The sequence below is a fragment of the Roseivirga sp. genome (assembly GCF_049099775.1).
GTDB lineage: Bacteria > Bacteroidota > Bacteroidia > Cytophagales > Cyclobacteriaceae > Roseivirga.
Map to the genome: position 1 here is coordinate 1,056,414 of NZ_JAGDZM010000004.1, position 15,505 is coordinate 1,071,918.

Consider the following 15,505-nt stretch of genomic DNA (forward strand, 5'->3'; position numbering starts at 1 on the left):
AAACAGTTATTGTTTAGCGTTATAACATGTCATCAATTGATGATTCAGGCCCTTCGTTTTCCATGCGCACTAACTTTTCTCGCATCGACCGAAGGTCTGTTTTTTGTGATGCATAGAATGTTCTATGCTCCCATTTTGCCGCCATATAGGTAATTGCGAAAAATATTGCAACCAAAACTAACACCCACCAAGCTGAGCCTGCCTCTAAAAGAGATGTCATGGATAGTATGACAATACTGAGCAAGTAAAAACGACTAGTTTTAGAGAATTTTACCTGATAATCCGCTGTCGCAATGGCATTGTCTAAGTCCCCCAACATGCTTTTATCGAAGTTGTCTTGAGATTTTAGTCTTCTGTTCCTTTTATTTATTATTACCCCTGCGGTGATCAGCATTAAAAGCGCCATTAATAGGCCAGAAATACTCACTTTATTTTTAACCACAGTTGGTACTATTATCATAGCACTTGATAAAATATTGGCTACGATAAACACCTTCTCAGTTAAATCTGCCGTTCTTCGGGCCTTTTGTTTTTTATTAATTACCCTATTGTGTAGCGCAGTTTCGTCAATCGCATACATGGCTTGACCATTTTGCGCGTCCCATATTTTTTTCATTTCTTCAAATTCCATCTTACGTTACTTTTTCTGATTGTTGGGTCAAGTGCTTCTTAATTCTATTAATTCTCACACCGACATAACTTTCTGAAATACCCACGATCTTGGCCATCTCCTTATAACTAAATCCATCTAGCATAAGCAGACATAAAGATCTATCTACATTATCCAATCGGGCAATTTGCTCATAGAGCCAGCCAAGTCGTTCATCTTTAAATTCTGATTGTTCGGTCAGAATATGTGCTTTGGCTATATCTTCTCGTCCTTCTTGGTGCTTCCGTTCCTTGCTACTCCATTTTATGGCATTATTCAAGGCAATTCGGTACATCCAGGTGGAAACTGCGCAGTCGTTCCTGAACTTCGGGACAGATCGCCAAACTTGAACAGCTATCTCTTGAAAAAGATCTTCTTGGTCTTCAAGATTGACCCCATAGGCTCTGACTACTTTAAAAAGTATGCCTTTGTGCTTTTGCAGCCAGTCGTTAAAGACTTCGTTTTGTTGTTGTTCTTTCATTTAGCGAATTGTCAATAAGTTAGTACTTAGCAATTCACTATTTCTTACAACGACGAGAAGTTTTTTTGAAAATAAATTACATTACACTGATATTCAATCGCTTACATAGCGATTAATTTACCTCATATTGACTTTTACGAGGTGCATTTTTAGTAAATCGAGCAAGCGATAATGAAGATGGTATTGGTTTATCTTCTAAAACATGGTCTGCAATGAGCTTACCGATCGCTGGGCCCATTTTAAAACCATGACCTGAAGAACCCGCCAATATAATGGCCTTCTTACAACCTGGAATTTTATCTATAATGAAGTCACCATCTCGAGAATTTTCATAAACGCAGGTATGGTGCTTTAGCACTTCTGCATTCGTAAGTTCAGGAAAGCGATTCTTCAGCACCTTACGCATATGGTGTAAAATTTCCTTGGTAACCCCTCTTTCATCTTTATTCAGGTCCAGTGCCCAAGTTCTTTCATCATAAGCAAACTTGAACCCCTCCTTAAAATGGTCTGGTATACCGTAGAACATTTGATCTGCGGCTCGAAATTCTAGCCAAATGGGAAGGTTGTAAAAATGAGATGGCGCTTTGAAATAATATACTTCCTGACGAGAAATATGTATATATGGCCTTATGGCAGGCACTAATTCAGAGAGCCAAGGCCCACAAGCGAGAATAGTGTAATCCGCCGATAGTTTTTCTCCTGAATCAAGGATTACACCTTCTACTTGATCATCAGTTTGAAGAAGTTTAATCACATTGGCTTGAATATATTTGCCACCCAGATGCTCAAATCTATCTTTAACAACTTCACAAGCTCGATTAGCTTCTAAATACCCTGCTTCAGGTTCGATAAAGGCGCTAGTGATATCCGAGAAGTTTATTTCAGGGTATCTCTCTTTTAAAGACTCAATTGGCTCCTTAGCGAGACAATAGCCTCTTTTTTCCATTAAAGGAATAGAAAGTTCGGCGTATGTAGGAGGCACTTCACGAAACAACCACAACGCCTCTTTTTGATGGAAAAGATCTTCTTCCCACGATTCAGAATAATGCTTCCAAAGCTTTAGTGACTCTTCTGTCAAGTCGGTATAATCCTTATTCCCGCCATAGGCGAGTCGGATAATCCTGCTTTTACCTCCACTGCCTGCCCATGGATTACCTGGCCCTTGCTTATCAATCAAAGTGACTTCGCAACCTGATTTTTGCAAATGATAGGCTGTCCAGCCACCCCAAGCCCCAGCACCCACTACGATAATTCGTTTAGACATAATCCTTTTACTTCTCGTCTGAATTTATACAATCTATCCATTAACTTAAAGGCACGCGCCAACAGACAACATCAAAAGTTATGAGTAAACTCTTACACCTAGAAAACGACTTACAGGAATTATTTGTAGACCTACATGCCTCTGGCCTTTGGGCTGATGGTAAGGAAATTTCGGATGCTATTACTCATATAAACCCAAAAGAGATTCTTGCCGCCTACCGATCCGAAAAGCAAGATGACAACTTCGATATAAAAGCTTTTTATGAGCGCTGCTTCAGTAAGGCGCCTACGCGTGAAATAAATTATAAAAGCGATACTTCAGCACCTGTTCAAGATCATATCCTTAAGCTTTGGGAAATTCTTTCTAGAACGCCTGAGAAATCGGAATTCCATTCTTCTTTGGTAGAATTGCCCTATCCGTACATTGTGCCTGGTGGCCGATTCAATGAGATTTATTATTGGGATAGCTATTTTACCATGCTGGGTCTGGCAGTAAGCGGAAAAGTTGACATGATTGAGGCGATGGTGAAGAATTTCGCTTATATGATCAATGAATTTGGCTTTATCCCTAATGGGAATAGAAGCTATTATTTAGGCCGATCACAACCACCATTCTTTGCCTTAATGGTATCACTTTTAGCCGAAGAAAAAGGCGACGAGGTACTTAAGACTTTTCTTCCTGCTTTAATTAAAGAGCATGACTTTTGGATGACTGGAACTGATCAAGTTACAGCAGGTAATAGTTCTTTTAAACGCGTAGTTCGCATGCCCGATAGTAGTCTTTTGAATAGACACTTCGACAACATTCCGAACCCGCGGGCAGAAATGTATTCCGACGACGTTGAGTTGATTGAGTCTAAGGGTGATGCTGGTAAAAAGACATTACTCGACATTAGGGCTGCTTGTGAATCTGGATGGGATTTTAGTTCACGTTGGTGTGAGAATGCTGAAAGCCTTGAAACAATTCGAACTACTGATTTGGTGCAGGTAGATTTGAATTGCCTTCTTTATTTTCTAGAAAACCTGATCGCCAAAGCCAGTGACAATTCAGATCAGCACGACAATTATTCTAAAATGGCAGATGATCGGAAGCAGGCCATTCAGAAGTATTTCTGGAATAGTGAAACTTCTTATTACCACGATTTCAATTGGGTTGTAGGTGAGCAAACTAGCTCCATTAATGCAGCAGCGGCCTATCCTCTTTTCTTTGAAATTTCCAGCAAATCACAAGCCATTGACGTAGCCAAAACAATGGAGAAGGAACTGCTAAAAGATGGCGGTTTATTAACCACCAATTTTGAATCTGGCCAGCAATGGGATGCCCCAAATGGCTGGGCACCGCTTCAATGGATGGCGATTAAAGGCTTGCGTAATTACGGACAGAATAATTTAGCCAATCAGATTAAAAAGAATTGGATTGGCCTGAACACCAAGGTGTTCAAAAACACGGGTAAGATGATGGAAAAATACAATGTGGTCGACACCAACTTACTAAGTGGTGGTGGTGAATACCCCGTTCAAGATGGTTTTGGCTGGACAAACGGGGTGCTCTTAAAGCTACTATCAGAATAGTCTTGCTATTTATTAGGCCGATCATCTACATAGTCATAACCATGTAGTTTATCATCTTGCGCTGTAATGCCGCTTAACTTAGATAAAACTTGATCCGTCGCTTCTAGCTTGTCCATAAATATTTCAAATATCTGCCTTTGGTCATTACTCCAGACACGCTCCATCATTACAGGAAGCCTCTTTCTTAAGCTTCTAAACTCCGAGGTTTGCGGTTGCTCCCATGCGCACATTTGAGCACCAATAATTTGGTTTGTTCTTTCTAATTGGATCGGTACAAAGGAAGGAGCACGAGGAAACCAGTTTTCCCAACGCCAAACATTCCAATTGTAGATGGTTTCTGGTGCAAATTTCTTTCTATTCACAACATAAAGAGGTTTCCAAGATGTATTTACCACCGTATAACCATCTCTTACCAGGTCATTGGGCAAATAGCGATTAGTTTCAAATTCATAGACAATGATGTCTTTAGGAATCTCCACCTCACCATCAGTCCTAAAGCCTTCCCAAACTGCCATTTGCTTGCCATACTTCTTCACCATATCGTTCATTCTAACCAGAAAATGACGATATAATTCGTGTACGTCTTCACCTAAATTATTGGCTTTCATGTAGGACTGAACATGTGGATCATTATCCACTTTATGGAAAATAGCCTCGTCTCCACCGATATGGAAATATGGTGTTGATTTAAAAATTGGTATTAGCTCACCAATGATTTCATCCAATGCCGTATAAACCTCTTCTTTACCCATATTGATCGTCCATGGGTTTTCTTTGATATCCTTTAAACGAAAAAGCGCTGGATAGGCCTGAACTATTGAGCTCGCATGACCAGGTATGTCAATTTCAGGTATAATAATGATGCCTCTTTCCTGTGAATATCGTTCTAGCTCTTCTAAATCTTCAAAGGAATAATGTCGATCCTTGGTAGATAGATTCGGGTATTTCCTAGAAGGTAAGGTGTAAGATTGGTAATCAGTAAAATGAAGATGAACATAGTTCGACTTGTAGAAAGATGCCATATCAATTAGGCTTTTCAAGTTTTCTACCGTGTGCCAGTTCCTTGCCAAATCGATCATTAAACCTCTGTATTGAGAGTCAGGCCTATCGTCTATTGTGGTTACTGGAAATGCCAACTGGCCTTCATCATCAACAGCGGTTTGTAAAAGCGTAGACCTTGCCATGGCCAAAGCGGCGTAACTTCCCCCACTTACTTTTACAGTATTTGAAATCTCTATTATATATGCCTCAGGTCCAAACGAATCGTCTAACATAAAGACAATATCCGCTGAATTACTTGCAGATTCTGCGACTTGTAATGAATGACCAGAAATAGATGCCAACTCCTTGACAAACAGTTCCATTAAAGGCTTTAATGCTTCATCTGATGCATAAACTTCGCTGGCATTTGACAACCTCACTAATTGATCGACGGGTGTAAAAGACTTTGGTACCGGCACCAAGTTAAAGGCATACTCTTCTTGTATATTGTGTAAAGAAGTGGTTTTGTCACAAGAAAAAATTGTGAATACTAGTACGAAGAGTAAAAGTGAATTTCTCATTGGTTAGGTTTATTTGAATTTAAAGGACATTGCCTTTTCGAGGTCAGAACTTTGATTCATTAATACTTGACCACTCTCGTGATCAATGATTTTAACGTTCGTTTTGTTGCCATCCCTTTTCACTTCTAAATCGAAGTTTTTACCAAAGGCACGAATGCTTCGCAAGGCCATTTCATTCCAGCCTTTTGGAAGCCTTGGTTGTAAATTAAAACTGTCGAACCCAGTGATTTTCATGCCAAACATACCTTCGATAAATACACGGCAATACAGCCCACTTTCTGCTGAAAGGTGGGCCATGCTACCTTCTGGAAATGCTTCTACAACATAAGGGACTCGATTTCCAAGTAAACGAGTATTCGAAAATTCTTGGAGCTTATTTAGAGAAACTTCTGTGGCTCCTGAAAGAAAAGTGCCTCGTAAAGCATACAAGGTACCGCGATCCCAAAAGATTTTAGTCACGGCTTCATTGTCACTATTCTTTTCCACATGAACTCCGTTTTCAGTCCATAATCGATCAAATAAGGCTTCAATAGTTGCATCCTTACGATCATTGATACCTACTACCAATGGTAGACAAATCCAATGTCTCAAGTATTTATGTTCTTTGTAATACTTATACGTGTCTAGGCCTTCTACATTAGCACCAAAATATTTTTCAATGTTTTCAGCAAGCGTTTTTGCTTGCTTCCGATAAGTATTAGAAACTTTTCTTGGTTGGCCAAGGGCTTTCGCCAAATCAGCAGCATGGTCTAGTGCACCATAGTATAACGCAGCCGTTGATAAATTGGCATCGCCGGTTTCAATTCTACCCTCCATTTCATCCGACTCAGATTTCACAACCCCCTCATCATTTAGCTGGCGACGGTTATATTCTAATGACCATTGAATAAGTGGCCAAATTTCCTTCGCGACTTCTTTGTCGCCAAGTGCCAGAGCAAATTGACTTGCTCCATAGGCAATCATTGCAGCATCTCCTCTATCTAATGGTGAAGGAGGTCTTTTATCTTCAACTTCGAAGGCATATCTAATCTTTGTATAATTTTTATCAGTATCTGTAGCAAAGGCTTTATAAGTATTAATAGCGGATTCATTGCCTACATTATACCCTAGAAATGGAAAGAAAGGACTCACGTATTCTGCCTGATCGTTGGCCCAAATGCCTACATAATACCGTCCTCCTCCTGGCGAGTGAATTAGGCCCAATTTTGATTCAAAAATGCTTTCGGAGGCTCTAATTTTAGAGAACTCAAAGAGTGTGTTTAGCGTTTTATCTGGCGTTTCCAATACCAAGGCATCTGACATCTCTTTCAGGAATTCTTGCCGCTCATTTAATGCTTGGCTTGCAGGTTGCGCTGGCAATACTTCTTCCGCCATTTGCGCCATAATCTTTACTGAAAAAGAAAATGATTGCCCTGCTTTTAAACTAATACTCTTTGGGGCATCTGATTTTATGGTAGTAATAAATTGCCCCGTTTCTCCACGATCTGAATACTGTTTGGTTACCTGACCAATCTTTAAGTCTAATGTAGAACTAGCGATATTAGTGAGCGTAATTTGCTCAACAAACATCCTTTCAGAAGGTGAAGGAAAGAGTTTCCTCGACATAATTATCCCTGATTTTGAAGGATTATGCTCGAAATTGATAATACCATTAATGGTAACTTTCTTCAGTGTTCCGGGCACTATGCGTTTATCACTTAGAAATATTTTCGGAAGTATATCGTCTTCGTGAATGTCATTTAAATATGATCTAAAAACGAACCATCCTGGGTCAGTTGATTTAATGAATGGATGCAGTTGTGGAAAAAAAACTTGCCGTGACAAACTAAGCATTCCGTTTGCGTCAATTTCATAAGTCACAATTGCGGCAACTCTTTTCCCCGCCATCTCTATATTATCGCTATGCGGAAGTTTATGATCCTCTGAGAGCTCCCATTCAATAGCGTGCCTATCTTTTATTTTCCAGTAACCATTTTCTGTTTGAGCAAATGCATTTATCGAGAAAAGGAAAATTACTGCTAGGGAAAAAAGTCTGAACTGAGTGATCATATAACTTTGAACATTTGCCTATAATTTAAGAACAAAATGCTAAGCCTCCACTTAGACTTATAAAGGTGTCTAACCTGTGGTACTTTTGATGATTATTGACTTTTAGTTATCTCAACTTATCAGTTTAAACACTCACTAGCTTCTTCTGGCTTCAATGATCGAAAGCATGAATGTACAGAGGCAGCAAGGGCCTTCGGTGTACCAATTCTAAAAGAAATAAGTTCAGCAATGTTAAGCGGAAAAAAGACTAAAATCGGACCTTAAGGAAAAGAGTCAGTTTTGTCATCGAAGAGAATAATCGTGTAGCGAGTCCTAACATTTTTTTGGATCAAGGTGCGCTGAAAGAAATTGGCCAACTGCTCTATGCATCTCACGCTGGACTCAGCACTATGTATGAAGTTAGCTGTGAAGAAATGGATTTCTTAGTTGAATCCACCATCGATATGCCATCGGTGATCGGGGCTAGGATGATGGGTGGTGGTTTTGGCGGGTGTACAATTAACCTACTGGAAACCAGCTATATCAATATATTGAAAGAGAATATTTCTTTAGCCTACGAGGATAAATTCGGAATAGCACCCAGATTCATTGATGTGAACATCGCTGATGGCACCAATGAAATGATGGCTTAGCCGTTATTCGTTCGAAATAACCTTTACCAACCAAAGCACAAGATATACCCCAATTCCTACTCCAAATGCAAAAATCGCTATTACAAATGCGATCCTCACTTGTTGTTCGGTGAAACCCATTTTATCACCCAGCCAACCTGATACTCCTAAAATCATAATTCTGTTCTTTTATATCGCATGATAGTAGTTTTCTGCGATGGCTGCAAGAAGATAGGGTCTGAAACAAAAAAAAGCCCAGCGTGAGCTGAGCTTTTTTAAAGTAGTCCGTAGGGGAATCGAACCCCTGTTACCAGGATGAAAACCTGGCGTCCTAACCCCTAGACGAACGGACCATTCTTTAACGGATTGCAAATATAGATGCACCGCTTTTATTTGCAAAAAAAACCTTCGTAAAAAATTTCAATCGTTGCCAATGGAACTAAGTCAGAGTTAGGTTCATTTATATTTGAAAAGGCGTTGGGCTTTGTTAGCTTTGCACCTCGAAAAACAACCTTTAAACCGTTAAGGATTATGTCTATGACAAGAGTAGCGATTAATGGTTTTGGAAGAATCGGAAGATTGACTTTCAAAGCATTATTAAAAAAAGAAAACATTGAAGTAGTAGCAATCAATGATTTGACTGATACTAAAACCCTTGCTCACCTATTAAAGTACGACTCAGTACATGGTAGGTTTGATGGAACTGTCTCTGCCACTGCAGACGGTATCATGGTAAATGGTAAGGAAATTAAAATATACGCTGAAAGAGAGCCTAGAAACCTTCCTTGGGGTGACTTAGCTGTTGATGTAGTGCTAGAATCTACTGGTTTCTTCTTAGATGAAGCTGGTGCTGGACAGCACATCGAAGCTGGCGCTAAAAAGGTAGTAATTTCTGCCCCTGCTAAAGGTGGCGTTCCTACTGTAGTATTGGGAGTAAATGACGATACTATGACTGGTGAAGAAACTATCCTTTCTAATGCCTCTTGTACAACAAACTGCCTTGCCCCTATGGCAAAGGTATTGGATGATGCTTTTGGTATTGAAAAAGGATACATCACAACTGTACACGCTTATACTTCAGATCAGAGATTGCAAGATGCACCTCATAAAGATTTAAGAAGAGCAAGAGCCGGAGCATACTCTATCATCCCTACATCTACAGGAGCTGCCAAGGCAGTAGGATTAGTACTCCCTCACCTTGCTGGCAAATTAGATGGTATTGCGATGAGAGTTCCAATTCCTGATGGTTCTTTAACTGACCTAACGGTTGTCTTGAAAAAAGAAGCCACTAAAGAAGAGGTTAACGCTGCAATGAAAGCTGCTGCTGACGGACCAATGAAAGGTATTTTAGAATACACTGAAGATCCGATTGTATCAATTGATATTGTTGGCAACCCTCATTCAAACATTTTTGATTCTTCTTTAACTGCTACCCAAGGTACGCTAGTGAAAGTTGTAGGTTGGTACGACAACGAAGCTGGTTACTCAAACAGAGCTGCTGACTTAATTGAGAGAATCTCATAAACAAAAGATCAGAATAAAATATCAAGAACCTATCCGATGATTTCGGGTAGGTTCTTTTTTATAAAGGACTTTACTATTCCTTAATCTGAGGTTAATGGAACTGAAAAGAGAGAATTGTAGTTTTACAATTGAAATGACAAACCCAAGTCGCTATAACATGGGGCAATTATAATGTAAGTGACATCCCTAAGTCGATAAAAAAGGTCATTAAGAAACCGCTCGAAAGAGGGGTTATTTTTTTGCCTGCTTTCGTCTGACCAACTATTGGTTTTGAAGTAAGCTTAGTTTCTTCAATACTTCGCTAGATCTTAGCGCCATATCGCCAGACTGACGAATTTTCATGGCCAATTGCTTGCTATAGTTAGGGTTATCGGCCAAGAAATCCTCGATTATTTCTGTCACTTCTTCTTTGTTATACCTTCCAAGTGTTTGACCAAGCCATCTCGACGGAAAAAAAATATCTCCAGTAATTTGAATCTCTTGGAGCAGTTCTAAACTCGGTTTTACATACTTTAAAGATTCTTTTTGTCTTAATGGATGATGAAGATATCCAAGTCCCCCTAGCACCCAAGATTCAGTCTGACGGTTTTTTTCATCTTTAAGCGATTCGAAGAAAGCATCTCGGTCAGCAACCTCACTAGAAAGGGCTGGCATTAAAAACTTAAATCGTTTTTTCCGATCAGGGTTACTAATCTTCGATAATTGCTCTTCTATTATTTTACTTGCACGATCAGGCATTTTAATAGCCAATTGCCCAGCTAAACTAGTCTTATCATTTTCAGAAAGACGAAGCCCTTGAATTTTGGCATTCGGTTCTTCTTTCCAAACGCTGTAAAGTCTTTCTAAATTGACTTGACTGAGCGTAATGTTCCTGAAAGCATTAAAGAAGGTCTTCTTAATGGCCGGATCTTCTGTTAAGTCATTCATGGCATGATAAAGCGTTCGTTCAAGATCGGGCGATATACTTGTTCGTTGGTCTTCAGTAAGGAGGTTCCAGTAAACAGAATTGAGCTGACCGAGTATTAGATTAAGGATCAACTGATTCTTTTCTCTTACAACCATCCACTTTATTAACTCAATGTACTGCGTGGGAGAATATTGACCTTCTTTTCCATGGTTTTCAGGCTCAATCAAATTCTCATAAAGGTTCACCATAAGCGTTCCTTTCTCTAGCTCACTTAGCTCACCCCATCTCGACTGAACTAGTTGATAGGCTGGCGGGAAAAGTCCATAGCCCATACCATTAGAGTTTACCAAGGCCTCAAAAAAGTTCCAGTCAGGATCCATTTTAAGCTCAAAAGATTCTTCTCCAGAATTAACCTCAGATTCTTTTACCGAGGGCTTTTCAAGGTTATATAATTTCATTCTTAGTGCTTGAGGCCAAACACGGTCTCCATCAGGATCACTTTGATTTAGCTTAGCTATTACACTTTCATTTTCCTTTTCTACTGTTAAGTCAAAATTTGGTCTACCTGCAGTATTCACCCAAACCTCGCTCCACTCTTTTAAGTCTGTAGTAGTCTTTTTATCCAGAATACTAATCAGATCGGGCCATGTTGCATTTCTATTTGAGAAGGTAGAGAGGTATTCTTTCATCCCTTCTTGAAATTTATTCTCTCCCAACAAAGACTCTAGTTGCCTCATCATAATTGGCGCCTTATTATAAATGATGGCGCCATACATTTGGCCTGCCTCATTCAAGTTTGGCAAAAATTGCCTGATGGGATTTGCACCTTTAGTTCTATCTACGCCATAGGCTGATGGATAATGTCTTACTACGAAATTTAGTTCATGGTCTATTTCAGGGAAGCTTGGGTTAACCATTTTTGCGGCCATAAAATTGGCAAATACTTCTTTGGTCCAAACATCATTAAACCAGTCCATTGTTACTAAATTACCAAACCACATATGCGCCGTTTCGTGGGCGATTAAACTGGCCCTTCCGAGCAATTGACTTTGTGAAGGGTCCTTATCTAGAAATAACGAATTTGCCCTGTATTGTATAGCCCCTACATGCTCCATTCCTCCATACTGAAAGCTCGGTATTAAGGCAAAATCGAACTTTTTAAATGGATATTTAATCCCTGTGTATTGTTCCAACCATTGTAGTGAGGCCGCATGGAGGTAAAATATAAAATCAACATTCCGTGCTACTTTTTCATCATCAGTTTCCCGATGTAGCATGGTCATTTCTCGGCCTGAAACATTTCTAGAGATTACATCAAACTCTCCGGCTACAAATGAAAATAGATAGGTACTGATCAAATCTGATTTCTGGAATTCGTAGGTCTTTCTTTTATCCTTAATCGTTGCAGTGAATATTGGACCATTGGCTATGGCCGACCAATTTTCCGGCACATCTAATATCAGTTCAAAGGTTGCTTTCAAATTTGGCTGATCGAATACTGGAAATGCAGTTCTGGCTCTATCGGGCACAAAAAGGGTATATAGGAAATCTTCTTTTCTGTTGAGCGATGATTCTCCTGCAAAGAAGTTAACCTCCACTCGATTGAAGCCTTTTTTTAGGTTTTCTTTTTTAAGTATGATATGCTCATTCTCGATAACCAACTCCTGACTTACACCATTGACTACAAGTCCTTTTAGGTGATCTAGGCTTTCTTTAAAGTCTAACTGAAGGTCGTTCGAGTTATCGGACAGGCTAAATGTAAGTTCCTCTAATGCTTGAATTTTCTGATTGTAATCTTCTGGAATGCGAAATTCTAGTTTGTAGTTTACAATGGAAAGCACTTCTTTTCTGTACTCTGCAAGTTCCAGAGAAACGCCATTTTCAATTTCAATTACTTCTTCTTTCGAGTCGCAGGCGAAAACAAAAATGATCAGTAAAAGCGCTAAGAGGTTTTTTTTCAACATGCTAAATCAATATTAAGTCTTTTCTCAGTTCTGGTGGAATACCAAAGTTTTCACCCATGAAATCATCCATTTCATCTTTAGTTTCTTTCGACAAAAGGGCATTCATTTCTTCCATTGCTAATCCACCAATCATAAAAGGAGGAATATAGTTTGTCATTAACCGATCGCCTTTAAAGCAAGCGCCCATTTGAAACTCTGTCAATTCTTCTTTTGGCGTTCCTTTGATCATGCAATGCGACAGCCATTCTTCTGGTTGATCAGGGTAAAGGGTCATGCGCGTTTGTAAAGCTTGAAAATCCGTCTTAGTTGCCATATAAGCGGAAAGGTTTTGCATACTTTCCTTAGACAATTGCCCACGCATATTCTCATAGCAATTTGAGCAAACGGCATATTCAAAAAGTATTTCGGTCTTTTGAAAGGAGGGATATTTCTTGAATACTTTTTCAATTACATAGAACCGATCGCCACTCAAAAGCTCATAATCGCATTGCACGCAATTCGTCATGGGCCCCTTAGTATCGCTATTTAAAAAGATATCAGGAATCGGTAGTCCCTCTGGCTTATGCTCCTCTCCTAATTCGTTCTCATCCATGTCAAATTACTTTTTATCTACTATTGTCGATGCCACTTGAGCCGTAGGCAATATCATTGTATCGCTAATATTGACATGTTTTGGCCTAGTAACGATAAACCTTATTAAATCGGCTACATCATGAGCTGTTAAGGCATCAAAGCCTTCATATACTCCTTTAGATCGTTCCTCGTCTCCTTTAAAGCGAACCATTGAAAATTCTGTTTCAACTAAGCCCGGACACACTTGAGAAACTTTTACTCCTGTTCCAACAAGGTCCATGCGCATGCCATTATTGAGCGCATCTACTGCATGCTTTGAAGCGCAATACACATTGCCATTAGGGTAAACTTCTTTACCCGCTATTGAGCCAATATTTACAACATGACCGCCGCCTCTTTGAACCATTCCTGGCACTATAGCTTTGGTAACATACAATAAGCCTTTAACATTTATATCGATCATAGCGTCCCAGTCGTCAATACTTCCATCCTGAAGTTTGGCAAGTCCGTGTGCATTACCTGCATTATTAAGCAGTACATCAATTTGTTTCCAAGAATCAGGTAGAGAATCAAGCGCGTCTTTTACCGCTTCTCGGTTGCTAACATCAAAAACCAATTGTAGCGTTTTTGTGGGGATTTTTTGACTTAATTCTGTCAACCTTTCTGCTCTTCTGCCACACAGGATTAGATCATAACCTTCTTCGGCTAATAATACGGCACTTGCCCATCCAATTCCTGATGAAGCGCCTGTAACCAATGCAATTTTGCTCATTCAAATCTGTATTTATGAGCAGTGAATTTAAGAGAAATAAGTCAACGACGTAGACAAAGTTTGATTAGTCGGAGAAATGGAGATATAAAGTGAAACTATGGGTGCTAATTCTATTCAGTCCATTGTGGAAAAAGTTGTCTTGCATGTTCATTACGTTCGAAAGACCTCTTGCATACCTGAATTCTGGCGAGAACTTAAAAAACTCAAAGTAATTGTCGATGCCAATGCCAACTTCGAATTTCATATTGGCTTTTCGAATTTCCAAACGATCCTCGTTGGTGACTAAATCTTCTTTACCTGAACGGATAGAGCCACTTATTCCTGCAATCAGATACATACGCGTATTATTTCGGCGTATACTTCTGTATTTCATAAAGATCCCTGGTTCAATACGAGTACTTTCAATGAGTTGTTCCTGAATGGTTCCGTCAATATTTTGGTACTCTACTGTATTCTGATAAAGGCCAATTTTTACGGGCACTACTCGAATGGACAATTGGTCGGCCAACCTAAGATTGACCATAAAACCTAAATCAAAACCAATGTTTCGTTGAGATGTAATGGAAGATGTTTGATCGTAATCTGGCGTATCGAAACGTTCGGAATACTGAATACCATAACTATTATTATGTACCCCTAAAAGAAAACCATATTTGAATGTTTTTTGGTCGCTGTCCAATCGGTGTAATGTAACACCAGATTTTCGGCTTTGGGCTTGTAGTCCTGCCCAAGGTAAGGCGATCAATAAAGCAACGACAATTATTTTTGTCCGATGTAAATTGAGCTTATTCCAAATGTCAAAGGTCTGCATTCAATCTTCTTATATCCAACTTCACTAAGAATATCCAGAAAATCTTGGCCATCTGGAAAGGCATCTACCGATTCCGGTAGATAAGTGTAAGCTGATTGATCCTTAGATATCAGTTTACCAATAATCGGCAGAATCGATTTAAAATAAAAATTGTAAAGTTGCTTCATTGGAAAAGTCCGTGGTCTTGAAAATTCAATAATCACTGTTTTCCCTCCTGGTTTTACGACTCTATGCATGTCGCTTAAGCCCTTTTTTAGGTTTTCGAAGTTCCTTACACCAAAAGCAACGATGGTGGCATCAAAGGTATTGTCTTCAAAGAGAAGCTTTTCACTATCTCCCATCTGCATATCAATGATATGATCGACTCCCTTCTTTTTCATTTTTACTTTACCCATTTCCAACATTCCTGCAGAAATATCGACGCCCACTACTCTGTCCGGGTTAAGTGCTAGTGCTTCTAATGCAAAATCACCTGTACCTGTAGCTACGTCTAGGATTTGCTTTGGCTGATCTGCTTTCAATAGTCTGATCGCTTTCTTTCTCCAAAGAATATCTATGCCTAGGCTTAAAAAATGATTTAAGAAATCGTAACGGTGGCTGATGTTATTAAACATCTCAGCTACTTGCTCTTTCTTACCGCTTTCTTTCTCTTTATAGGGTACAACTGCCATCTCATTCACAATCTGGGTGCAATAATACGAAGGAAACAGGCCGATTAAATTAATTGTTCATCAAAAGATTTAATGATAAGCGCTAAAGCATGACTT

The 15,505-nt window shown here is 39.4% G+C and carries 14 protein-coding genes and 1 tRNA gene; 3 read left to right on the top strand and 12 right to left on the bottom strand.

Annotated elements, in window-relative coordinates:
• Positions 1–19 precede the first annotated feature (19 nt).
• The 3 genes from JXQ92_RS09240 to JXQ92_RS09250 form a co-directional block, all read right to left on the bottom strand.
• Positions 20–616 (bottom strand): hypothetical protein, encoded by a 597-nt coding sequence (locus JXQ92_RS09240; RefSeq protein WP_421986315.1) that lies wholly within the window; start codon positions 614–616, stop codon positions 20–22.
• 16 nt (positions 617–632) lie between these two features.
• Entirely contained in the window at positions 633–1,130 is a 498-nt protein-coding gene (locus JXQ92_RS09245) for an RNA polymerase sigma factor (protein WP_421986316.1), read from the bottom strand.
• Positions 1,131–1,242: 112 nt separating this feature from the next.
• Positions 1,243–2,394 carry an NAD(P)/FAD-dependent oxidoreductase gene (locus tag JXQ92_RS09250; RefSeq protein ID WP_421986317.1) on the bottom strand — a complete coding sequence of 384 codons (1,152 nt, stop codon included), beginning with the start codon at positions 2,392–2,394 and terminating at the stop codon, positions 1,243–1,245.
• A gap of 80 nt (positions 2,395–2,474) precedes the next feature.
• On the opposite strand from JXQ92_RS09250, the gene treF reads away from it, so the two are divergent.
• Positions 2,475–3,965 carry an alpha,alpha-trehalase TreF gene (treF, locus tag JXQ92_RS09255; protein WP_421986318.1) on the top strand — a complete coding sequence of 497 codons (1,491 nt, stop codon included), beginning with the start codon at positions 2,475–2,477 and terminating at the stop codon, positions 3,963–3,965.
• A gap of 5 nt (positions 3,966–3,970) precedes the next feature.
• Here treF and JXQ92_RS09260 read toward each other — a convergent pair whose 3' ends face one another.
• Complete coding sequence (locus JXQ92_RS09260) at positions 3,971–5,527, bottom strand: family 20 glycosylhydrolase (protein ID WP_421986319.1); 1,557 nt, start codon at positions 5,525–5,527, stop codon at positions 3,971–3,973.
• Between the two features lie 9 nt (positions 5,528–5,536).
• Complete coding sequence (locus JXQ92_RS09265) at positions 5,537–7,576, bottom strand: hypothetical protein (protein ID WP_421986320.1); 2,040 nt, start codon at positions 7,574–7,576, stop codon at positions 5,537–5,539.
• 323 nt (positions 7,577–7,899) lie between these two features.
• Between JXQ92_RS09265 and JXQ92_RS09270 the strand changes: the two genes are divergently transcribed.
• The gene (locus tag JXQ92_RS09270) at positions 7,900–8,208 is read left to right on the top strand and encodes a hypothetical protein (protein ID WP_421986321.1); all 309 of its coding nucleotides are present in this window, start codon (positions 7,900–7,902) and stop codon (positions 8,206–8,208) included.
• Positions 8,209–8,211: 3 nt separating this feature from the next.
• Here JXQ92_RS09270 and JXQ92_RS09275 read toward each other — a convergent pair whose 3' ends face one another.
• Both JXQ92_RS09275 and JXQ92_RS09280 read right to left on the bottom strand, forming a co-directional pair.
• Positions 8,212–8,364: a PspC domain-containing protein gene (locus JXQ92_RS09275; protein ID WP_421986322.1), complete on the bottom strand. Its 153-nt coding sequence runs from the start codon at positions 8,362–8,364 to the stop codon at positions 8,212–8,214.
• Between the two features lie 104 nt (positions 8,365–8,468).
• Positions 8,469–8,540: transfer RNA gene (locus tag JXQ92_RS09280), tRNA-Glu, on the bottom strand.
• Between the two features lie 178 nt (positions 8,541–8,718).
• Here JXQ92_RS09280 and gap point away from each other — a divergent pair.
• A complete protein-coding gene (gene gap, locus JXQ92_RS09285; protein WP_421986323.1) occupies positions 8,719–9,711 on the top strand; it encodes a type I glyceraldehyde-3-phosphate dehydrogenase in 993 nt (330 codons plus the stop codon).
• Positions 9,712–9,972: 261 nt separating this feature from the next.
• Here gap and JXQ92_RS09290 read toward each other — a convergent pair whose 3' ends face one another.
• The 5 genes from JXQ92_RS09290 to ubiE all read right to left on the bottom strand — a co-directional run bounded on the left by JXQ92_RS09290 (position 9,973) and on the right by ubiE (position 15,409).
• Positions 9,973–12,582 carry a M1 family metallopeptidase gene (locus tag JXQ92_RS09290; protein WP_421986324.1) on the bottom strand — a complete coding sequence of 870 codons (2,610 nt, stop codon included), beginning with the start codon at positions 12,580–12,582 and terminating at the stop codon, positions 9,973–9,975.
• Position 12,583: 1 nt separating this feature from the next.
• The gene (locus tag JXQ92_RS09295) at positions 12,584–13,174 is read right to left on the bottom strand and encodes a hypothetical protein (protein WP_421986325.1); all 591 of its coding nucleotides are present in this window, start codon (positions 13,172–13,174) and stop codon (positions 12,584–12,586) included.
• Positions 13,175–13,180: 6 nt separating this feature from the next.
• The gene (locus tag JXQ92_RS09300) at positions 13,181–13,927 is read right to left on the bottom strand and encodes an SDR family NAD(P)-dependent oxidoreductase (protein ID WP_421986326.1); all 747 of its coding nucleotides are present in this window, start codon (positions 13,925–13,927) and stop codon (positions 13,181–13,183) included.
• Between the two features lie 64 nt (positions 13,928–13,991).
• The gene (locus JXQ92_RS09305; RefSeq protein ID WP_421986327.1) at positions 13,992–14,738 is read right to left on the bottom strand and encodes an outer membrane beta-barrel protein; all 747 of its coding nucleotides are present in this window, start codon (positions 14,736–14,738) and stop codon (positions 13,992–13,994) included.
• A complete protein-coding gene (gene ubiE, locus JXQ92_RS09310) occupies positions 14,687–15,409 on the bottom strand; it encodes a bifunctional demethylmenaquinone methyltransferase/2-methoxy-6-polyprenyl-1,4-benzoquinol methylase UbiE (protein ID WP_421986328.1) in 723 nt (240 codons plus the stop codon). The genes JXQ92_RS09305 and ubiE overlap by 52 nt, the downstream gene beginning before the upstream one ends.
• Between the last annotated feature and the right edge of the window lie 96 nt (positions 15,410–15,505).